Source organism: Pseudoalteromonas fenneropenaei, from assembly GCF_042643375.1.
GTDB classification, from domain to species: Bacteria; Pseudomonadota; Gammaproteobacteria; order Enterobacterales; family Alteromonadaceae; genus Pseudoalteromonas; species Pseudoalteromonas fenneropenaei.
Genome location: NZ_JBHRSD010000011.1, coordinates 263,212 through 282,818, shown reverse-complemented (window position 1 = coordinate 282,818; position 19,607 = coordinate 263,212). Strand labels below are relative to the sequence as shown.

Annotated in this window: 20 protein-coding genes; 8 read left to right on the top strand and 12 right to left on the bottom strand. The window is 46.2% G+C overall.

Annotated features, from left to right (window positions below; genetic code table 11):
• Positions 1-3: 3 nt before the first annotated feature.
• Positions 4-1,314 carry a hypothetical protein gene (locus ACFOEE_RS07070; RefSeq protein ID WP_377122539.1) on the bottom strand — a complete coding sequence of 437 codons (1,311 nt, stop codon included), beginning with the start codon at positions 1,312-1,314 and terminating at the stop codon, positions 4-6.
• Positions 1,315-1,511: 197 nt separating this feature from the next.
• On the opposite strand from ACFOEE_RS07070, the gene ACFOEE_RS07065 reads away from it, so the two are divergent.
• On the top strand, positions 1,512-1,982 hold the full coding sequence (locus ACFOEE_RS07065; RefSeq protein WP_377122536.1) for a nuclear transport factor 2 family protein: 471 nt from the start codon (positions 1,512-1,514) through the stop codon (positions 1,980-1,982).
• A 123-nt stretch (positions 1,983-2,105) separates the two neighbouring features.
• Here ACFOEE_RS07065 and ACFOEE_RS07060 read toward each other — a convergent pair whose 3' ends face one another.
• Positions 2,106-2,627, bottom strand: coding sequence for a hypothetical protein (locus ACFOEE_RS07060; RefSeq protein WP_377122533.1), 522 nt, complete (start codon positions 2,625-2,627; stop codon positions 2,106-2,108).
• 33 nt (positions 2,628-2,660) lie between these two features.
• Complete coding sequence (locus ACFOEE_RS07055) at positions 2,661-2,792, bottom strand: hypothetical protein (protein ID WP_377122530.1); 132 nt, start codon at positions 2,790-2,792, stop codon at positions 2,661-2,663.
• Between the two features lie 154 nt (positions 2,793-2,946).
• On the opposite strand from ACFOEE_RS07055, the gene ACFOEE_RS07050 reads away from it, so the two are divergent.
• A complete protein-coding gene (locus ACFOEE_RS07050; protein ID WP_377122527.1) occupies positions 2,947-3,828 on the top strand; it encodes an RDD family protein in 882 nt (293 codons plus the stop codon).
• On the opposite strand, the gene ACFOEE_RS07045 is transcribed toward ACFOEE_RS07050, so the two are convergent.
• From ACFOEE_RS07045 to ACFOEE_RS07030, 4 genes are read right to left on the bottom strand one after another with little or no spacing between them, the layout of a single operon-like run.
• On the bottom strand, positions 3,823-5,343 hold the full coding sequence (locus ACFOEE_RS07045) for a sensor histidine kinase (RefSeq protein ID WP_377122524.1): 1,521 nt from the start codon (positions 5,341-5,343) through the stop codon (positions 3,823-3,825). The genes ACFOEE_RS07050 and ACFOEE_RS07045 overlap by 6 nt on opposite strands.
• Entirely contained in the window at positions 5,340-6,059 is a 720-nt protein-coding gene (locus ACFOEE_RS07040) for a response regulator transcription factor (protein WP_377122521.1), read from the bottom strand. Before ACFOEE_RS07040 ends, ACFOEE_RS07045 begins: the two co-directional genes overlap by 4 nt.
• A 35-nt stretch (positions 6,060-6,094) precedes the next feature.
• On the bottom strand, positions 6,095-6,805 hold the full coding sequence (locus ACFOEE_RS07035) for a spondin domain-containing protein (RefSeq protein ID WP_377122518.1): 711 nt from the start codon (positions 6,803-6,805) through the stop codon (positions 6,095-6,097).
• Positions 6,806-6,813: 8 nt separating this feature from the next.
• Positions 6,814-7,518 (bottom strand): spondin domain-containing protein, encoded by a 705-nt coding sequence (locus tag ACFOEE_RS07030; protein ID WP_377122515.1) that lies wholly within the window; start codon positions 7,516-7,518, stop codon positions 6,814-6,816.
• Positions 7,519-7,721: 203 nt separating this feature from the next.
• Here ACFOEE_RS07030 and ACFOEE_RS07025 point away from each other — a divergent pair, with 203 nt between their 5' ends.
• The 4 genes from ACFOEE_RS07025 (at position 7,722) to ACFOEE_RS07010 (ending at position 12,100) form a co-directional block, all read left to right on the top strand.
• Positions 7,722-8,243, top strand: coding sequence for a GNAT family N-acetyltransferase (locus ACFOEE_RS07025; RefSeq protein WP_377122512.1), 522 nt, complete (start codon positions 7,722-7,724; stop codon positions 8,241-8,243).
• Between the two features lie 267 nt (positions 8,244-8,510).
• Positions 8,511-9,851, top strand: coding sequence for an amino-acid N-acetyltransferase (gene argA / locus ACFOEE_RS07020; protein WP_377122509.1), 1,341 nt, complete (start codon positions 8,511-8,513; stop codon positions 9,849-9,851).
• Between the two features lie 158 nt (positions 9,852-10,009).
• Positions 10,010-10,396: a VOC family protein gene (locus ACFOEE_RS07015; RefSeq protein ID WP_377122506.1), complete on the top strand. Its 387-nt coding sequence runs from the start codon at positions 10,010-10,012 to the stop codon at positions 10,394-10,396.
• A 69-nt stretch (positions 10,397-10,465) separates the two neighbouring features.
• A complete protein-coding gene (locus tag ACFOEE_RS07010; RefSeq protein WP_377122503.1) occupies positions 10,466-12,100 on the top strand; it encodes a winged helix-turn-helix domain-containing protein in 1,635 nt (544 codons plus the stop codon).
• 15 nt (positions 12,101-12,115) lie between these two features.
• On the opposite strand, the gene ACFOEE_RS07005 is transcribed toward ACFOEE_RS07010, so the two are convergent.
• The 4 genes from ACFOEE_RS07005 to smpB all read right to left on the bottom strand — a co-directional run bounded on the left by ACFOEE_RS07005 (position 12,116) and on the right by smpB (position 18,073).
• Positions 12,116-13,033 carry a glycoside hydrolase family 16 protein gene (locus ACFOEE_RS07005; protein ID WP_377122500.1) on the bottom strand — a complete coding sequence of 306 codons (918 nt, stop codon included), beginning with the start codon at positions 13,031-13,033 and terminating at the stop codon, positions 12,116-12,118.
• Between the two features lie 155 nt (positions 13,034-13,188).
• Entirely contained in the window at positions 13,189-14,244 is a 1,056-nt protein-coding gene (locus tag ACFOEE_RS07000) for an efflux RND transporter periplasmic adaptor subunit (RefSeq protein WP_377122497.1), read from the bottom strand.
• An 8-nt stretch (positions 14,245-14,252) separates the two neighbouring features.
• On the bottom strand, positions 14,253-17,363 hold the full coding sequence (locus tag ACFOEE_RS06995) for an efflux RND transporter permease subunit (RefSeq protein ID WP_377122494.1): 3,111 nt from the start codon (positions 17,361-17,363) through the stop codon (positions 14,253-14,255).
• 227 nt (positions 17,364-17,590) lie between these two features.
• Positions 17,591-18,073, bottom strand: coding sequence for an SsrA-binding protein SmpB (gene smpB / locus ACFOEE_RS06990; protein WP_377122491.1), 483 nt, complete (start codon positions 18,071-18,073; stop codon positions 17,591-17,593).
• A gap of 273 nt (positions 18,074-18,346) precedes the next feature.
• Between smpB and ACFOEE_RS06985 the strand changes: the two genes are divergently transcribed.
• The gene (locus ACFOEE_RS06985; protein WP_377122488.1) at positions 18,347-18,787 is read left to right on the top strand and encodes a type II toxin-antitoxin system RatA family toxin; all 441 of its coding nucleotides are present in this window, start codon (positions 18,347-18,349) and stop codon (positions 18,785-18,787) included.
• Positions 18,784-19,104: an RnfH family protein gene (locus ACFOEE_RS06980; protein WP_377122485.1), complete on the top strand. Its 321-nt coding sequence runs from the start codon at positions 18,784-18,786 to the stop codon at positions 19,102-19,104. The genes ACFOEE_RS06985 and ACFOEE_RS06980 overlap by 4 nt, the downstream gene beginning before the upstream one ends.
• A gap of 86 nt (positions 19,105-19,190) precedes the next feature.
• Here the strand turns inward: ACFOEE_RS06980 and ACFOEE_RS06975 are convergent, their stop codons facing one another.
• Complete coding sequence (locus ACFOEE_RS06975) at positions 19,191-19,550, bottom strand: outer membrane protein assembly factor BamE (protein ID WP_377122482.1); 360 nt, start codon at positions 19,548-19,550, stop codon at positions 19,191-19,193.
• Positions 19,551-19,607 lie beyond the last annotated feature (57 nt).

Genomic DNA, 19,607 nt, shown 5'->3' with positions numbered 1-19,607 from the left:
TTGCTAGCTAATATCGCTGTGGCTACTTAACAGCTTGCTATTGAGGTTTTGCACAAAGTCAGGGCCATGTAACTTGGGGTTTAAGATTTGTAAGCATTGTTCAAGCTCTTCTAGGCTATCGCAGGTAAAGAGGTGTTCATACCATTGATGCAAGGTTAAACCGAGTGCATTGCAAAGGACTTGTTCACGTAGTCTATCCGTGTCATTGGGTTGAATTTTATCACCGTACTTTTGCAACCTAGCTTGTTGAAAAGCACGAGATAAGTGGAAAAGCCCGCTTGGTGATGGGGATTCGCTAGGAACGATATTGGCTTTACTCAGCGGTTGCTGACCTTGTGGAAAATAAAACACAAACTCAGGTTGGGCAGGGGTTTCATAGGCAAAACGAATTTGTGCGCCTGCTTCGAGCAAGTCTTTTGGCTGGGGCAGTGTAAAAGGCAAATTGAGACTACATTGCCGTAAAGTGAGGGTGTGCTGCTTATAAACTTGTATATCCGTGGTTAAACCGAGTTTGTGCTTTGGTGTGATCCCAGCGGGGACATTGATATGACCTTGCAAACAGTCTAAGTCCTTGCGCTGTATACTTAGGGCGCTGTGTTGGTCGAGGCGGAAAAACTCCCCAGCGGCTAAGTTATCGTCATCGTCGATTTGCTTTAGGAGAAATTGGGCTTTAAGGCTAATGACTTCAGGAATTAAGCAGCCGTCTGGCGCTAAAAACTGCACTAAGTGGGCGAAAATCCACACTTGAGGTTCATTTTTTAGTAACGCAGTCATGGTTTCAGAAATGATTAAATCAAACTGTTTTCCCAGCTCGGGCTGCCAACTTGTTGCGTCATCACACACTAGCGCCTCAATGTAATTTTCAATGCCAAAGTGATGAATAAGCTTTTCAACCGCAGCGATATTTTCAGGATGGATGTCTAACAGTGTTACTTTAATTGGTAAGTTTGCATGGCAAGCTAAATAGGGCAGCAGTAAGGTGCCATAAGGGCCTGTACCTGCGTACAAAATGTGTATTGATGGTTTACTTGCTAGTTTGTCGGTTATCGCCGCTTGTACGCCTTGCATAAAAATTTGGCTGCGTAAGGTTTCTAGAGAACACTTAGCGGCGCTCACCGGAGAAATTGCCACGCCATTAGCGGTTTTTGCGTGTTGCCAGTCATTGAGGTCAAATTCGGCGCTGATCCCACAGATGTTGCCCAAGTATGCAGTGAGTTCATTGGTGAATGGCTGCATCAGCACAAGATCAGGTGTGCTGGTCAGCAAAGTATCAACAAGGTACTTAAATCTTTGTAAGTCGGCTAAGTCTCGCATTATTTAATCCTTTTTTTGTAGTTTGAGCAAGTGTAGCTCATAGCAGGCCATTGAGCTTTAATAACATACTGAATTGATTCGTGTCTCAACTCATTACTTATTCTCCATTGGTTACGTTAAAACGCTTGAAAGAAAATTATGGGGGCTCTGGTCTTACTTTAGCGTTGTAACACTTTACTGAATATTCAAGGAATTTTATGACTTATTGGCAAAAACTTTTCTTAAGTACGTTACTCATTGGTAGCTTTGCGCAAGCGAGCGAAAATGATGACCAAACACTAATAACCCGCGCAGCCTTGGATTATATTGAATCGCAGCATCAAGTTGATGTGGCGATGATGGATAGGGCGTTACACCCAAAACTGGTTAAACGCACTTTTTGGCATGATAAAGAAGGCCAAGAGTTTGTCATGGAAACGTCTAAAGAGGTGATGCTCAGAGTTGCCGCAAGTTACAATAAAAATGGCGACCGCTTTCCAACAGAGCCAACTAAAAAAGTTGAGATTTTGGCGTTGGATGGGCGCATCGCTATGGTTAAACTTACCGCCGATGAATGGCTTGATTATATGCAGCTGTTCAAAAATGACGCAGGGCAATGGCAAATTGTCAATGTGGTGTGGCAATACCATGACTTAAGTCGTCATCAAAGTGGAGCGGCTAAAAAATAAGGTCATAAAGACGTGCGAAGTGCGCCTGCCTCTAAGTTGCTCCTCGAAACCTTGTCTTCACCAAGGCATGCCGGCATCTTGATGCGTGAGTTGAGCAACTTTTTAACGCTCTAGTTCTAAGTATTATTTGATACTTAACACCAGTGCTAAAGGGCATTGATAGTAACTGGCGAGCATAATATGACATTGCTCCGCACCCGTCCAAGTTGCTTTATGCTGCTTGCGTAAGTGTTTAACAATCATAGGTAAATTCGCTTTTAGCGGGGTAATTTGCAGTTTGCGCTCAACCTCGACTAAAGCCAGCAACGCACCAAGTTCGTGATTGGGCAGGGCGGTTAAGTCTTTGCGATGACTAAAAAACATTTCAATAGCGGTGAGTTGCTGTTGATTGCGAACAGCAAGCGCCTTGCTTAAGCTTTCATTACGTTCAAATAACAGTAACGATCTCACATAATTAAACGGTGGGTAAGCGGCAAGTGGGCTGGCAAACAAGATATGTAGCACCGTATTGCCTTGATGATTAACCTGTGCAAAAGCTTCTTTGCTAAGTAGCACTGGGGTAAAAAAAGTCAGGCGCGACTCGTCATTAATGCCCGCAATCAACTCGTTAGGGATAGCGGTATCAACGCACAACACCTCCACCATAGCCTGCCAATGGGCGTAATTCGTTTGGTCTTGCTACGCTTGGTTAAATAGCCATTTTAAAATAGCGAGTTTTTCTTTGGTTTCTTGGGCGGCAAAGAAAGTCGTTAATTGAGTTTTATCTGCAGCTTGTAAGAGTCGGATAAATTCCTGAAATGCATGTGTCATTTTAAGAAGTGCGTAACTGGCAATTACCAAGAAAAGTAAAACGCTCTGCTGTGACTGTCAATAAACGAAAGCGGCTGACTTGTTGAATAAGTGCAGATCTGCTTAAAATATCTTGATCCGCTCAATAATGATAATAAAGCATGGATGTAAAAAGATGGATGCAAAAGATTTTGAACAGCTGCACTTAAGTGGCGCTGAAACTCGGCAAATTGTGACACCGTATGCATTTAAGGTTTCGAAGAATTTATTGGGTTGCCCGCTTGCATTACCTTGGCAACGTGCGTTCGCCTTAATGGTGGATATTGCTTTGGTGTTTTTGGCCGCGGAGATCAGTGGTGAGTTTGTCTGGCTGCTGGTAGCTTATGGCTTGTTGTTGTGCCAACGTAAAGGGGCGGGGGAAAAACTTGCGTGGCTATGGCGTGGGCCGATGAAATTTGTTGCCATTACCGTGATGACCTTTGCTGTATTACTGATATTTAGCGATATCATAGATTTACTATCACCAGCCAAAGTCAGTGACGACGGCAAGCAAGTTGTGACCACAACCACAGAGTCTAAGCCTAACATCACGCCACTTTCTTCTGAGGCGTTACAACAACTTGCTGTACTTGAAGAACAACGCGAGGCCGTGCCTGCTGAATCTAAGCCTACCTCGCAGGCATCCAGACCGAGCAGTTTAATTGCATGGTTTAATACCTTAATTGCTGATCTTGGCCTAGGTTTTGGTTGGGCAGCTGCGTATTTCTCACTTTTCACGTATTTATGGGACGGGCAAACCCCGGGTAAACGCTTAGTTGGGGTGCGTGTTGCTGCGCTCAATGGCACACCTTTAACGCTTTGGGATAGTTTTGGTCGCTATGGCGGTTATGGCGCTGGTTTTGCTACAGGGTTACTCGGGTTTTTACAGATTTTTTGGGACCCTAATCGCCAATGTATTCACGATAAAATCTCCAACACTGTGGTTATCAAAGGAATAGTCCCAGATACACCGCTTGCAAAAGAGGACCTGCAATTAAACACCGAGTCGCATTCATAATTGGTTATCACAATCGTCTGTATTTTTGAGCAGTAAGCTGAATTGAGTGCCTGTACCAAGTTCACTGTTGACGGATAGTTCAATTGCCAGTAAACGGCATAGCTCTGCGCAAATTGCCAGACCCAACCCTGCGTTGATGCCTGATTGCGCGTTGCTGTTACTGGCTTGATAGCTAGTTTTGAAGACATGAGGTAAGTCAGCAGGCGCGATGCCAATACCGGAATCTATTACGCAAAGTTTGGTATGGGTGTGGGTCGCTGTCACGGTTATCTCAATTTTGCCCTGTTTCGGCGTATGCCTTAGAGCGTTGTCGAGTAAATTGCTTAAGATCCGTTCCAATTTAGCCATATCTGTTAATACGCTGACATTCTGCTTCTGTGTTGGAGCAATCAATTGAATACCTTGCTGCTGTGCTAAAGGGGCAAATTTGGCACAAATATCCTGCACGAGCTCAGCCAAGGGAAAACGCTCACGATTGACTTTGGCTTGGCCTGCTTCTAACTGTGCCAACTCAAAAATTTGCCCCACTAATAACTTTAATTTGTCGCATTGTCGCAAAGCATTACGACACCAAAGAGCGAGGCCCTCGGTGGGTATATTGTCGTGGCTGCATTGTCTTAGTTTACTGTCGATTAATTCCAAATAGCCTTGTAAAGACGCTAAAGGTGTACGTAAGTCATGGGATAGGTGGCTCAGTAAGGTACGTCGCTGGCTATCTTGCTCGGTGAGGGTACGAAACTGTTTATTTATGGTGGTGAGCATGGTATTCACGCTGTTGCCTAACATGGCGATTTCACTATGGCTATGTGGCCAAGTAAGCATAGGTACACGGGTTAAATCGAATTGCACTTGTTCACTTTGACGAATAAACAAACTCAGTTGTCGAATGGGTCTGGTGATCACCAAAAACATCACTAACATGGCAGCAAACAAAAATACCAGTAGCAGAGCTATTCCTATCCCCCCCTGCAATAGCAGACTATGGCCTGACAGCTGGGCAAAGATTGAATCAAATTTAGCTGAGCCAATAATGATATAAAGATAGCCTTGTAGTTGCTGGTGTCGAAACACGGGGGCGGCCGAAAATATTTTAGTGCCGGTGAGCTGCCTTGGGTCGTCGCCATAGACTGGTAATTTTACACTATCTTGTTGTGCCTTAGTTTGTTGTAGCAATACCAAGGGAGTAGGGTCAATTTGCTGGCGCTTTACCTCGCCAAGTTTGGCCGAGAAAGCCAGCACTTCGCCATGTGGCGAGATAAAATAGAACTCAAATGCGGGGCCTAACAACATCAAAGTATGGAAAAGGTTTTCTAAACCTGATTGATCATAAACACCCTCGGCCAATAAGGGGTTATCTTGCACTAAATGCGCTGCCAAATGTAAGTGTAACTGCTGTTCAGCTTGGGCTCGGGTCACAGTGGCAAGATTGTCTGTCCACCACACAAAAGTGGTTGTAATGGCAATAAATAAGGCGGTAAAGGTGAGTGCCAACCAAGTGTAGAGGGAAAACCTCATGCTGCGCCTCGACGTAATTGCTTGTCATTGAACTTATAGCCGACTCCCCAGACGGTGAGGATCAAATCGTGCATCCCCAATTCAGTGAGTTTCAGTCGTAGTCTGTTGATATGTGAGTTAACAGTGTGTTCATAGCCGTCATGCAAGTAGCCCCACACTGAATCCAACAATTGTGCGCGTGAAAAGACTTGATTGGGGTGCTTGGCAAAAAAGTGCAGTAACTCAAATTCGGTTGCCGTGAGTGATAGCTGCTTGCCTTGGATATGGACTTCATGACTTAAGCTGTCTAGCTCAAAACACCCAAGATGAATGCGATTGTGGGGTGAAGGCTGGGAAGGGGTGGTGAGCAAAGCAATGCGGCGTAATTGCACTTTGATCCTAGCTTGAAATTCACGCAAGCTAAATGGTTTGCAAATGTAATCATCGGCGCCCATTTCCAAGCCAAGTATCCGATCCAGTTCACTGCTTTTGGCGGTTGTGAGCACAATGGCCATGGTTGGATAGCAAAGTCGTAACTGCCCACACAAGCTCAACCCATCACCATCGGGTAAGGTTAAATCTAATATAGTTAGGGCAAAGTGGTGGTGTTGCAACGCGCGCTGCGCCTCATTCAACGTGCTTACAGCGGTAACGTCTAATGCCAATTGTTGCAGCTGTAGTGTCATTATTGTCGCCAATTCAAGATCATCTTCGATCAAGAGTATTTTTTCTTGCATAGTCACCCCACAGCCGGCGCTGTGAGGTGCCAGCTTTATTTAGTTCTTGTCACTGTGATTGCAAGTAACGGGTTATCAAATTTATGCACACTCGAAAGCACCGAAAGTGGTAAGCCATCGTCACGGCCGACCACTCCAGCATGCATCGTGACCACATTAATGTCGTCGCGCTCGCTATTAAACCCTTCGCCGCCATCCGCAGGTCCGGGAATGGTGCCAGAGTCTTCACTATTGGCTTCCGTGCCAGCGTCATAAGCCACACTGTATAAACGACGCATATCGCCTAGTGTAAAATCAGACACATCAAGATTATTAAGACCGGTAAAGCCGTCATTACTATTCACCATCATGGTCACAAGAGACAACTTCATGTTCTCTAGTGACTCACTGGTCAGTGTAAATTCCTGTGTTTCGCCAGGAGGTAAAGGGCTAGAGGCACTGGCTTGGATGGCAAATTCCGGCATTGCAAGTAGCGCTGAGTTATCGCCACCTTCAGCCATTTGCTCCAGTGCAATACTTGCAGGCATACCTAATTGCCACCACTGCCCAGCTTGATGTAGAGCCAACGCAATAGGCGACATAGGTTGTGCCTCGGTTAGGTTTATGACTTTGATACTGAATTGATATTCCTTCATCTCAACAGGAGGGGGGGGCGGAGTAACTGGGGTGGTTTGCATATTGTCATTGTCGCCACAGGCGCATAGCAACAAGACAGCAGCGCCTGCCAATAAAGAGCAAGATTTCATAACGCCTCCTATTTCACCACGACAGTGAGTTTGGCAACCGGATTTAACCAGCGATGTACGGTATTGTGTAAGTCGCTTGCGCCACCTTGGGGGTCGTTATCACCAACATTGCCGCGATGAACATGCACGGTTTTGTTGCTTTCGCTACTGGTTACCCCTGTGCCGTTGCTACCCGGCTCCATTCCTGGTGAAGCTGGAATGCCGAGCATGCCTGACGCCCCAGAACCAGCAACAACCAACTCATTATTGGCTTCCGTGCCGGCATCATAGCCATCGAGATAAATATGATATGTACCTGCTGTGGTCGGAATAGGCCACGCCGATAATCCAACAAACCCATCATTGGTTGGTAATAACATGGCGGTTAACGACAAGTATTGATTAGTGCTGTCAGTCATCAGCATTGCACTAGTCGACTTTGATGGTGCCAGCAAACCTACTGCAGGGTTCATTACGATATTGCTATTTTGCGCTTGTAGCTCAGCTTGCAAAGGGGCAATGTCACCACCTTCCGCCATCGCTTGTAATGCTAAGGAGGCTGGCTCACCGAGTTGATAGAGGTGTGCGTCTTGGTTATGTGCCGCAATAATAAGCGGCGTGAAGTAGACCCCATGAGTGAGATTGGTCAATGTGATTTCAAGCTCGGCGGCATGGCTTGACATGCTTACAACAAGGCCAACAGCGAGGTAACAAGAGTGGAGTTTCGTTTTCATTATTTGCCCTTAACATTTGATTTGGTCCATTGCAGTGTGGCGGGCAAAAGTCGCGAAAAGAGCACCAAGTTATCACAAAATTATCACAATTCTTTGGCGAACAGTTCACCACTACATGCTTGCAAAATGCTTGCAAATTATGGTTGAGCAAGGTAGTTATATTTTTTGGTCAATGATTGGCAGCCCAATAAGGAGTGTACCAGATGATAGAAACCACAAGATTGCAGCTAGCGCCGCTGACGGAGTCAGATTGGCCGCTGTTTTTGCAGTTACACCAATTGCCTGAAGTGACAAAGCTGTGTTTCGACCCGCCTTCTGAACTGGAAGTGAGAGCTAAATTTACCGAGCGCTTAATACCGTGGCAGCCTGACAGTGAAACCCCTCTGTGTTTAACCATTCGTGACAAACAAAGCGGTGAACTACTTGGTGTGACAGGCTTTACCTGCTCTTTGCGCACACAGGCTGAAGTAGGATATTTGCTGTTACCAGTAAGCCATGGCAAGGGTTACGCAACGGAATGCTTGCAGGCTGTAATTGATTGGGCTTGGCAACAGCATGGTATTGCCAACTATACCGCGGTAGTGACCGAAGGGAATATCGGCTCAATGCGGGTATTAGAAAAATGCGGATTTAAAACTGGGCCCGTGGTGCCCAATGCGTATCAAATTGGCGGTAAAAGCTACGCCGACCATCATTTTATCCTTTCTTTAGGCGAGCGACGATAGCCCTAGTTGCTGCTGCATTTTTATCCTAATTTTTGGTGTCTAGCGCTCAAGTTTTGGCGATTTACGTCTACACTTATTTGTCATAGTTTGAGTTTAAGCTCAATGGTACAAGCGTGAGGATCCCTAATGTGTGAGTGAGTAAGGAAAAGACGTGAAAAAATTTCACATTTAAGCATAAAAATGCTTTATTTGTGAATATAAATTCTTTAGACTTCGATCCCTTATCGCTTAGGTGTCTTAATTTTAATTTGTGAGGAAGCAAAACGAGTGCGCACAACTGAACTTGTTGATGGATTTCGCCAATCTACCCCTTATGTGAATGCTCACCGGGGTAAAACCTTTGTTGTCATGTTAGGTGGAGAAGCCGTTAATCAGCCTGGTTACCGAAGTATCATTAACGATGTGGCTTTGTTAAACAGTTTGGGGATCAGGATAGTGCTCGTTTATGGTGCTCGCCCACAAATTGATGCGGCGCTGGCTGCGAACAATATCGAAAGCCAATACCACGAAGGCGTGCGCGTGAGCGACGAAGCCTCGTTTGGCATTATTAAACAAGTTGCAGGCGCAATGCAGTTTGATATTACTGCCAGATTGTCGGTATCCCTCAGCAGCACACCAATGTCGGGCACGTTTTTAAATGTCGTGAGTGGTAATTTTGTTATTGCTCAGCCGATCGGCATCGACCAAGGGGTTGATTATTGCCACTCTGGCCGAGTGCGCCGCATTGACGTAAACGGTATTCGTCGCCAGTTAGACAACAACAGTATCGTACTACTTGGCCCAATTGCTGCTTCCGTTACAGGGGAAAGCTTTAACCTCACGGCGGAAGAAATTGCTACCCAAGTCGCGCTGAAACTTAAAGCCGATAAAATGATAGGTTTCTGCTACGAAAACGGTATCGTTGACGAAGCAGGGGATGTTATCGCTGAGTTGATGCCAAATGAAGCCGAGCGTATTTTAGAGCGCTACAAGAAAATTGTGCCGCCATGCATGAGTACAACGGCATTCTTACAAGCGGCAATTGATGCTTGTCGTGGTGGCGTACACCGTTGTCACTTAGTGAGCTACTGTGAAGACGGGGCGATACTGCAAGAGCTGTTCTCGCGCGATGGCATAGGAACACAAATTGCGCCACAAAGTTCGGAGCAATTACGCCGAGCTAGCATTGGGGATATTGGCGGCATTTTAGATCTCATTCGCCCACTTGAAGAGCAAGGTTTTTTGGTGCGCCGCTCGCGTGAACAATTAGAGATGGAAATTGAGCAATTTACCGTTGTTGAGCGTGATGGTTTGATAATAGGTTGTGCTGCTTTATACCCTTTCCCTGAAGAGGAAGCAGGAGAGTTTGCTTGTTTGGTGGTGCATCCACATTACCGTGATGCAGACCGTGGCAGTGTGCTGCTGCGTACTGTGATTAATCAGGCCAAGCAAATGAAATTTAAAACCTTATTTGCGCTGACTACGCGCAGCATTCATTGGTTTTTAGAGCAAGGCTTTGAGTTTGCGGAAGTTGAAGACTTACCGCAGAAGAAAAAGTCTTTATATAATTACCAACGCCGCTCAAAAATCTTAAAATTAGACCTCACTCTGGTGCCTCAGCACCGTTAAATACCACTAACACGCGGCCACCAGCCGCGTGTTTGCTTCTCAGACAAATTCCTTCTTTGCAGCGCACCAGTTTGCCAGAGGTGCGATTTCTTGCTAAAGCTAATATGTCAGTTTTTGTATCAAACTGAACTTATGGTCTTTTTAGGGAGGATAATATTATGCACCGTAGTCGATTTGCCGCCATCGTCATAGACAGCCAAGTAGATGATATCAACACCGCCAATCAATTTTGGCCACAGGCTTTGGGCATGCCGTATCAAGTCAGCAAAGAAGAGTGGGCGAGTCGTTATACGCATTTAGATGTACCCGCTGGTCAGCCGCAGGTGTTGTTACAAAAAGTCAGCCATGAAAGCCGTGTTCATATTGATATAGAAACGGACAATATTGAGGCAGAAGTTGCCCGTTTAAGCACACTTGGCGCAAGCGTAGTGGAGCGGTTCCCGCGTTGGGTAGTCATGCAAGCGCCAACAGGCCATAAATTCTGTGTGGTTAATCCTCAGCGTGACGATTTCGCCACTGCCGACAATGTGAATGTCTGGCCTTGATTTTCGTTTGCTACTGTACCTTAGCAGCTAAGTCTTTTATATTGTCAAAAAGAACAAAATATCAGCAATATGAATTACTCAGGTGACGGATTTGAAATCGATTTAACCCAAGGAATAGTCCTTTATGGAGAGCATAAGCACACTTTAAGGGCTAAGACTTTGCAAGTATTGACATATTTGCTGACGCACAGAGACAGCGTTGTCACTAAGGTGCAATTGCTCGAAGTGGTGTGGCCGGACGTTGTGGTACAAGAGCAAGTATTAGTGCAGTCGATTAAAGAAATTCGCGACATACTCGGCAATGAAGTGATTAAAACCTTTCCACGCCAAGGCTATCGTTGGGTTGCGCCAGTCACTGTGCGGCATACGCCAGCCGCTGCGAATTCATCACGAACTCGAGGGTATCTATTAGCGGCAAGCTTGGTCCTTGTTGTGCTGGTCGCAGGTTGGTGGCTGCAGTCTATACAACACAAAGCCGCGCCGCTTGCTATTGCATTTTTACCCGTGAGCAACGCTGTGCCTGACTCTTTACATAGTTGGGTGCCATTAGCCGGACAAAGATTTCTCACCGCAGCGATGAGCCAAGACGACCATGCTAGCTATTGGCAAGTGATCCCCGCTGAGCGCGTTTTATCTGGCTTGGAGCGCTTGTCGGGCGATGCTTTAGTGCGCTTGGCGCAAGGTGACAGCCACGATGTAAAACAGCATTTAGCCGCCGATGTGGTGGTGGCAACAAAACTGCTGGGGTATCCCGAAGATTTCCAACTGCAATACGATTTATATTTACCTATGTCCCATGAGCGAGGCGTGGTGTTTGGCGCCAGTGTTGAAGCCTGCTTTGCGCAATTAGTGGAAAGTTTGGCCGCCCGTTTTGAGCTTAGCGTCAGTGCGCAAAACCCACCGAGACTACAGCGCGACTTTAGTAATGCGGCCTTGGTCAGTGGTATTGAGCATTATCTACAAGGCGATTTCAGCGCGGCAATTGCGCTTTTGGCATCGGCACGTTTGGCCGACCCAGATGCTTTGGCAGCAACCCGTTACTTGGCAGCGAGTTATGCCAATAATGGTGAAATTCAAGCTGCACTTGAGGTATTAACGCAAGGCTTAGCACGGATAGCAGAGACACAAACGGCGCATAAACAAGACGCGCGAGAAGTATTACGCACTCATTTGTTACTTGGCTATTTACAGTTAAATTGGTTTGCTGATGATTTAGAGCAGCTCCAGCAAGCCGAGCAACATGTTGAAACTGCAAGAAACATGGCAGTGGCACAAGATGACAAAGTATTTATTGCTTATTCGTTAGAGGAGCTGGCCAAAATAAAACGCCTACAGGGGCAGTTCGATTTAGCGCAGGCACATTTGCAAGCGGCTTTGGCCATCCACAGCCAATTAAGTGGTAATTACGGACAAACTGCAACGTTAATTGAGCTCTCGAAAGTGGCGGCAGCGCAAGCTGCTTTTAGTCAAGCTTGGCAATATTTAGCGGCCGCAGAAACGATTGCTAATCAGTACCAAGTAGCGGCAAATCAGATTTGGGTGTTGTTAGCCAAAGCGGATTTAGCGAAGCAACTTGCGGATCACCAACAAGCACAACAATTTGCTATGCAAGCCCATGCAATCGCAAAACAAAGTGACGACCCGATTTTGGTTGCTCGGGTCGACACTTGGCTGGGTAATGCGGCATTTTATCTTGTCAATTGAGCGACAACCGCTCAGTTACAAACTGCAATAAGGCTCATATTTGCCAGCGGGTACGGTGTCCACAAAAGCGGTGTTGTTGGCCCGTAGTGCGCTGACCTCTTTAAGTACTGCTTGGGTGTCTAGTACTTGGTTTTGGCTGTGGTAAACCCAATCGACATCTTGGTAATACTGGCGCATGCTTGGTTGTTGGATTATTTGTTCGCCAATGAACCACAGATTAAAGTTAATCGACATCGGCACTTCTGGGTAGACATCGGCGCCATGTTCTGCGAACAGTTCACCATCGACGTAGTATTTCAGTTTATTATCGGCCACTTGTAGCACTAACACATGCCAGCCTTGTAGCGAACCGCGTCGTGCGTCGTATGCATTGACCGGTTGCCAAGGCGTCAGTTGGAAGGTTTCCCAAGAGGTGGCAAAAAGTGCCATGTTTTCCTCGCCCCAGCCGCCGTTTGGTAAGTATTCAAAATCCATTTCACTGTAGTTTTTATCTAAAGGCTTGGCGAGCGGGCTAATGGTGTAAAAGGTTTGCACCACACCGTCACCATCAATACCGTATTGTGGCGTGTCGTTAAACTTAACGCGTGCAGCGTAAGTACCTTCAAAGTATTTACGTTGATGGCAAATTTGGGTTTGGCGGGTGTTAACGCTTGTACCATCGGTTTTTGAGGTTAAACGCATAACTTGGTTGCTTGGGTTGAGTAAGTCAGGGTGAAAGCTCACACCTTCTTCCCACCAAGTAGCACCTTTTACACCTGGGTGTCCGGTCTCGGTGCGCTGTAGCCAACCGTGTTGTTTGGCATCGCTAAACTGCTGGTAACTGAAATCATCGAATAAGATAGCGGCTTTGCTGGCAAATGTATGGCTAGAAAAGGCGAGGCCCACTGTACTGAGCGTTAGAATAATTGGTTTGATAGTGGAATACTTGTTCATATTGTTGTTCTCCTTGCTGTTTACTCACTCTTAGCAAGGTTGGCCCACTTTGCGCCAATTAAACTTTATGAAATCTGCTTTTCACGCTGATTAAATTTTATTAAATGATGAATATCAATGTGTTGTGGCAGGCGAGTGCTCGCCTGCCAGTTTTGCTATTGTACTTCGACTGCTTGCCCATCGCTTAAACGTTCAGCGCCACGCACGGCAATTTTATCGCCGGGGAGGAGGGCATCTTGTTGGGTTGGCGTCACTTCTACTAGTTGGCCTTGGCCTTTGCCAACGCTTACCGCAATTTTGGTTGCTGTATTATCTGCGTTAATTTTGACTATATGTACGCCTTGCTGGCGTAAGATCAAGGCGTCGCGATTAACCAGTAAAGCGGGTTGTTGTTGACTAAGGGGCATGGTGACGTCAACCAGCTGGCCACTTGCCCATACTTGTTCCGAGTTTATTAATTTCGCGCGCACTTCGAAGGTTTGCGAACGAGTGTCGCTGGCTGGGATCACCGCATCAACCACAGCTTCGGCACGTTTAAGGAGCTGATTATCGGCGCCTTTAACGTTTAACTTGTCACCGACAGAGACATAACCTAAGTATTTCATCGGCACGTACACACGCACTTCAAGGTTATGAATATCCACAAAGCGCAGTAAGCGGTCAGCGCGATTCACTTCGCTATTTGGCATTTTAAAACGCTCGCTTATCACACCATTAAACGGTGCTCGTAAGCTCGCTCGAGCTATGGTGTCGTCGACTTGGCGAATTTTCAGCTCAGCCATGGCGATATCTGACTTGGCTAAATCCCGTTGATTATTAACTAAGTCTACTTGTGAGGCTGCCGCACTATTGGATTTTGCCAAGGCTTGTAAGCGAGCGGATTCCTGCTCGTAGTAACGCAAGTTAATTTTGGCCCGATTTAAGCTTTCTTGATGTTGTGCCCGCTCAATTTCAAGCGGTAATACATCGACTTGGGCGATTAATTCGCCTTTTTTGGCGGACTCACCGGGGGCTTTGATCATCTGTAGATGACCGCCTGTGCCAGCAGCCAGTTCGACATCGCCTTTGCCATGCAAAGTACCATGAATTTCCAATTCTTTTTGCAGCGAAGCGGCTTGAATAGCTTCAACCTTTACGGGCTGCGCTGCAAAGGCGGTTGGGGTTGTCACTGCAAACGCGATAAAAACGAGCGGATGGATCTTGTTTAACATATTAACTCCTACTGATTAGCAACAAGATTCAGTTGCGGTTTGCGTTCTTCAGCTTTAGCCTGCGGTCTTGGGTGTTTACCGAGTAACAGCAGGCTTGGCATTAAAAAGAGGGTGAAGACGGCGCTAATCGCCATGCCACCCACAATCACGGTGGCAAGGCCGCGATAAATCTCAGAGCCAACCCCCGGCATCAGCATCAGTGGCAACATGCCAAACAAGCTGGTGAGGGTACTTAAGTAAACTGGACGGGCACGAATCAGCACCGCCTGACGTACCGCCGCTTGGCGTGGTACACCTTCGCGCTCACTGGCGCGGGTTTGGTCAACCAGCAAAATCGCGTTATTGACCACTAAGCCGAGCAAAATGATAAAGCCTATCATGGTGAGTAAATCGAGCGATTGGAAAGTGAACAAATTCAACAGCCATAAGGCTAAAACGCCACCCGCAACGGCCATTGGCATCACTAACAGCACTAAGGCGCTGTCTTTAGCGGATTTAAACAACGCAGTCATCAGCAAAAAGAGAATAAACAGCGCTAAAGCGAAATTAATCGCCATTTCTTGCACTGCGGAGTCCATTTTCTGCGCATTACCAGCAAGGATAGCACTGGCATCAGTTGGGAGAGCGGCACGTACTTCAGGCAGAACTTGCGTTTGCAGAATTTGTTGCGCTTGCTGTAGGCTCATATCGGCAGGGGGCGTTATTAATACACTGACGGTACGGTTGCCGTTAATGCGTCTTAGCTCAGTTGGCCCTACGGTACGCTCTATGTGGGTCAACTCTCCTAAAGTCTGAATACCGGCCATAGGTGTAGTAATCGGCAACTCTGCGAGCTCTTCCGGTGTTTGCCATTGCTCTGCGCGCAAAATAACATTCATACGCTCATTACCGTTAAAGTATTCGCTGATAAACAAGCCACTGGTAAAGGCTTGTACTGCTTGCGCTACTTCTAAGCGGGTAATGCCAGCTTGGGTGATGCGGCGGTCGTTAGGGTGTAAGCGCAGCTCAGGCTCAGACAAATCAAGGCTAGGTTGCGGCTGCGCAGTCGCTTCTGGCATGGCCTTTTTAACCGCTTGCAGCGCAAGTTTAGCGGTTTCAAGTAACACCGTCATATCCGGGCCGCTCAAGTCTAAATTGATGGTGCGGCCATCACCGCCATTGGCGACTTGGATCATCGAACCACGGAATAAAAATACTTGGGTATCCGGCAAGTCAGTAAAAATCTCTTCGCGCGCGACTTTCATTAATTCCTCAACCCGTTGTGGATCGGCTGAGTAAATAAAACCACCGGCATTTGAACCGAACACATAGAAGTTGAAGTCTTTGATATAAGGCTCTTTCTCCTTACGATAATAGGGCAATAGGCGTTCATTTACGCGATTTGCCAATTCATCTTCCATATACCCGATATTGCCCCCAGGTGGTGTGACTAGGCTATAGAAAAAGCCGTCAGTTGGTGCTCTTGGCATAAAGTCGGTTTGTGGCAATAGTGTCATCGTTACGAGGGCTGAGCTACCAAGTAAAGCGGCAATCCAGCTCCATTGTTTGACTCGAGTATTGGTGGCTTTCATCACGGTATTGGTGAGTTTGACCCAGTAACTTGCATATGGGTCTTGCTGACATGACTCCGGCCAATAGCGATTAGCAATGGGGATTAAGGTCACGGCGCTGACCAGTGATGCAACCACGGCAATCGATAAAGTGAGGGCTAAATCTGAAAACAACTGACCTTCAATGCCGGCCATAAATAAAATTGGCAAAAATATCGCGACGCTGGTTGCAGTCGAAGCAAACAAGGCGCCCGCCACTTGAGTTGCACCGCGCAGGGCAGCTTTATTGTTTGCCATGCCTTCGTCTTTTAACCGGGTGATGTTCTCTTGCACAATAATTGCCGCGTCGAGCACTAAACCCACTGCAAAGGCAAGACCTGCCAGCGACACCACGTTGAGACTACGTTCAAATACCGCAAGGGTTAAAAATGCCACCATCAATGACACGGGGATCGTCGCGGCGATAAAAAGCGTAGTGCGCCAACCTCGAAAGAACAACCATAAAATACTGCACGCCAATAGCACCCCAAGGCCTAGGTTACTTTTTACCAATTGCAAAGCATTGCGAATGTGGACGGAAGCGTCGTAGCTGAGTTCAATAGATAAGCCCGCATCCTTGAGAGCACCTTCATTTAACTCTCTGAGCGCTGCGTTGAGCTCATCTAACACCGCAACGGTGTTCGCTTCGTTAGTACGCGAAAGTGTGATGTAGTAGGCAGGTTTACCGTTACGTAGTGAAAAGGCGCGTCTATCTGTGGTGGTTTCTTCCACCACAGCCACATCACCTAAGTAAATTGGTCTATCGCCGGAGTAGCCGATGCGCATTTGCGCTAAGTTTTGCACATTATATTTGCCGGTAAACCGCACGGTATATTGGCGCCGTCCAACATCAGCAATACCACCTGAGGTATCGTTAGCGGCGGATAATGTCCGGCGAATATCGCCAATACTGATGCCAAGTGCCGCGGCTTTATGCGGGTTAAAGGTGACTCTAAGTTCTTTTGGCCGTTCGCTGGCTAGATTTACTCGCGAAATCCCAGCTATGCGAGCCAATCTAGGTTCAACTAAATCGTCGATGGCTTTTTGATATTGCGCCATATCTGTGTGTTCGCCATAGCTAAGCGGCACCACCAATAAGGTCGCGATACTTGGACCTCCTGCGCCGGGTTGACCATTACCACCTGCAGTTACGATTGGGTCGAGTGCATCTAACGGCAACGGGGGGGCTTGATTAAGATTGGTTAGCACATCCAACATCGCTTGTTGCATGTCGGTGCCCACTGCAAAGGTCAGGTTAATTGAACCAAACCCTTGGCTAATTTGGGTATTTACCTCAAGCGCTCCGGGAGTATTTTTTACCGCATTTTCTAGCGGTTCAATGATCATAGATTCCATTTCTTCAGGGGCGGCTTGGCGCCAACCGGAAATAATGGAGATCTGCGGTTGTTCAATATCAGGTGTAAGTTGGATGGGCAGCTTAAAAATACTTAATGTACCAAACAACACAATGAGTACCAAAATGACTAAAACCCCAGCTGGGTTTTTCAGGGCGCCTTTGGTTAAATTCATGACAACATCCGAATAATAAAGCTATGTCCTAAGTTTACTGAGTAGCGCAGTAACTGCTAGCAAAAAAGTAAAAGCTGTAGCTTAAACGTTGCGTTAAAGTGCGCAAAATACGCGATAAAATGCAATTTGAAATATGTTGTAACGCTTTTTGGCAGTTTTGACATATTTATGGCAAAAATAAAGCAGAGTCCTAAGGAGTTCTGCTTCATTTATGAAAAGATAGGAGACTATTTAGCTTGGTGCTTCATGAGGCGGTCTTTGTCACGCGCCCAATCGCGTTCTTTAATATCAGCACGCTTGTCGTGGAGCTTTTTCCCTTTGGCGAGGTAAAACTCTAATTTTACCCAACATTTTTTCCAGTACATAGCGGTGGCAATTAAAGAGAAACCTTCACGCTCTACCGCACCGACCAGTCTGTCTAGCTCCCTTCTTGATAGTAGTAACCTGCGATAACGCATTGGGTCACAAACCACATGAGTTGAAGCACTATTGAGCGGTTGAATTTGACTGCCGAGTAAAAACGCCTCACCATCCTTCAAATGGATGTAAGTATCTGAAATGTTTACCTTGCCTGCACGGATACTTTTAACTTCCCAGCCTTGTAATTCCATACCGGCTTCGAATTTGTCATGCAATGAATACTCATGACGCGCTTTTTTGTTTAACGCGATGGTATTGCTGGTTGATTTAGGTGATTTTTTCTTTGTCATAATGGCGTAGTTTACCTATAAAGCGAAAGACATGACAGCGCTTTTAAAGCGGTGGGCCGAAAAATATTAATAAATAAGAAGCACATGAACCTCAGCTGTAACTTTGCCAATATGAGGCTGACATTGCGAAAATTCAAGCGCGAGCACTTTGGAGATGACTAAGTGCCACGAGCTTTGCTGGGTTTTCAGCCATGTCACTTGGCTAAGTGCCGATTTCTTTTGGTCAAATGTCCTAAAAGGCTGATAGAATAACGCAAAGCGTTTGGAGTAACTATGCCACAAATAGAAAAAAGTGCGTTAGTAATGTATAGCAGTGAAGAAATGTTCGCACTAGTTAATGATGTTGCCGCGTATCCGCAATTTTTGCCCAATTGCTCTGGTGCAAAAATCCTCACGCAAGATGGTGATATTATGACTGCTAGCCTAGAAATCTCAAAGGCAGGTATAACTAAGTGGTTTACCACAGAAAATCAGTTAATTGCGGGCAAAACAGTATCAATGAAGCTGGTGGACGGGCCATTTAAATTTCTCACTGGCCAATGGCAATTTACGGCGCTCGATGAACAAGCTTGTAAAGTGTCATTACGCCTTGAGTTTGAATTTGCTAGTAAATTGATTGAGCTGGCATTTGGTAAAGTGTTTAATGAAGTGGCAAAAAACATGGTTGCCGCATTTACACAACGAGCAAAGAATGTCTATGGGGTTCGGGGATGATTAAGGTTGAAGTGGTGTTTGCACTGCCAGAAAAAGCAACTTGTCTGCATATCGAAGTACCTGAAGGTAGCAGCGCTGAACAAGTGGTAATGCAGTCGGGCATTTTGGAAAAATGCCCAGAAATTGATCCGACCAATCTGAGCCTTGGGATCTGGAATCGAACCTGCAAAGGTAAGCAAGTGGTGCAAGAAGGGGACAGAATTGAAATTTATCGCCCTTTGATAGCAGACCCGAAAGATGCTCGTCGTCGTCGTGCAGAAAAAGCAAAAGATGAGGGTAGGGCAAATAAAATTACCGGTGGTCGTCCACTAAAATAAGTCTGTTTTGTAGAGTTGGTGCAGATAACGTCCAGAGATAACAAAAAAGGGTCATTGACCCTTTTTTGCTGATAGCTTGCTGACTTTTACTGTTCAAGCGGGATGTTAAAGTCTTTAGGGGTTTCAAAGTCGCCAGCAATGCGTTTTAAGCGGTCGTTCTCGAAATAAACTTCCAAGGCTTGGCGCTGTTCAGATTCACGGCCTAAATTAAAGCTATAGCTGTAATGCCAAGTGTTGTTATCAAACGCATTTTTAGCCACTGGGTTACCAAGGACGAACAGCACCTGTTCACGGGTCATATCAACACGTAATTTATCGATATCAGATTGCTCAAGAAAGTTACCTTGAGGAATATTGATGCGGTAAACCCAGCTTGAACAGCCAGCTAATGAGAGCATCAAAACAGCGGTGCAAACTCCCGCCAACAGCGATTTATAAGACAGCATGATATTGTGTATCCTTATTTTTTATAGGGAGCATAATACTGTAGACAGACATAAGGT

Excerpts from the sequence above, each read along its gene's own strand:
- ACFOEE_RS06975 (WP_377122482.1), bottom strand. The coding sequence starts at position 19,550 with ATGCTGTCTTATAAATCGCTGTTGGCGGGAGTTTGCACCGCTGTTTTG.
- ACFOEE_RS07055 (WP_377122530.1), bottom strand. The coding sequence starts at position 2,792 with ATGACACATGCATTTCAGGAATTTATCCGACTCTTACAAGCTGCAGAT.
- ACFOEE_RS07065 (WP_377122536.1), top strand. The coding sequence starts at position 1,512 with ATGACTTATTGGCAAAAACTTTTCTTAAGTACGTTACTCATTGGTAGC.
- ACFOEE_RS07040 (WP_377122521.1), bottom strand. The coding sequence starts at position 6,059 with ATGCAAGAAAAAATACTCTTGATCGAAGATGATCTTGAATTGGCGACA.
- ACFOEE_RS06995 (WP_377122494.1), bottom strand. The coding sequence starts at position 17,363 with ATGAATTTAACCAAAGGCGCCCTGAAAAACCCAGCTGGGGTTTTAGTC.
- ACFOEE_RS07010 (WP_377122503.1), top strand. The coding sequence starts at position 10,466 with ATGAATTACTCAGGTGACGGATTTGAAATCGATTTAACCCAAGGAATA.
- ACFOEE_RS07050 (WP_377122527.1), top strand. The coding sequence starts at position 2,947 with ATGGATGCAAAAGATTTTGAACAGCTGCACTTAAGTGGCGCTGAAACT.
- ACFOEE_RS06980 (WP_377122485.1), top strand. The coding sequence starts at position 18,784 with ATGATTAAGGTTGAAGTGGTGTTTGCACTGCCAGAAAAAGCAACTTGT.
- ACFOEE_RS07045 (WP_377122524.1), bottom strand. The coding sequence starts at position 5,343 with ATGAGGTTTTCCCTCTACACTTGGTTGGCACTCACCTTTACCGCCTTA.
- ACFOEE_RS07015 (WP_377122506.1), top strand. The coding sequence starts at position 10,010 with ATGCACCGTAGTCGATTTGCCGCCATCGTCATAGACAGCCAAGTAGAT.
- ACFOEE_RS07000 (WP_377122497.1), bottom strand. The coding sequence starts at position 14,244 with ATGTTAAACAAGATCCATCCGCTCGTTTTTATCGCGTTTGCAGTGACA.
- ACFOEE_RS07060 (WP_377122533.1), bottom strand. The coding sequence starts at position 2,627 with ATGGTGGAGGTGTTGTGCGTTGATACCGCTATCCCTAACGAGTTGATT.
- ACFOEE_RS07005 (WP_377122500.1), bottom strand. The coding sequence starts at position 13,033 with ATGAACAAGTATTCCACTATCAAACCAATTATTCTAACGCTCAGTACA.
- ACFOEE_RS07030 (WP_377122515.1), bottom strand. The coding sequence starts at position 7,518 with ATGAAAACGAAACTCCACTCTTGTTACCTCGCTGTTGGCCTTGTTGTA.
- smpB (WP_377122491.1), bottom strand. The coding sequence starts at position 18,073 with ATGACAAAGAAAAAATCACCTAAATCAACCAGCAATACCATCGCGTTA.
- ACFOEE_RS07035 (WP_377122518.1), bottom strand. The coding sequence starts at position 6,805 with ATGAAATCTTGCTCTTTATTGGCAGGCGCTGCTGTCTTGTTGCTATGC.
- ACFOEE_RS07025 (WP_377122512.1), top strand. The coding sequence starts at position 7,722 with ATGATAGAAACCACAAGATTGCAGCTAGCGCCGCTGACGGAGTCAGAT.
- ACFOEE_RS07070 (WP_377122539.1), bottom strand. The coding sequence starts at position 1,314 with ATGCGAGACTTAGCCGACTTACAAAGATTTAAGTACCTTGTTGATACT.
- ACFOEE_RS06985 (WP_377122488.1), top strand. The coding sequence starts at position 18,347 with ATGCCACAAATAGAAAAAAGTGCGTTAGTAATGTATAGCAGTGAAGAA.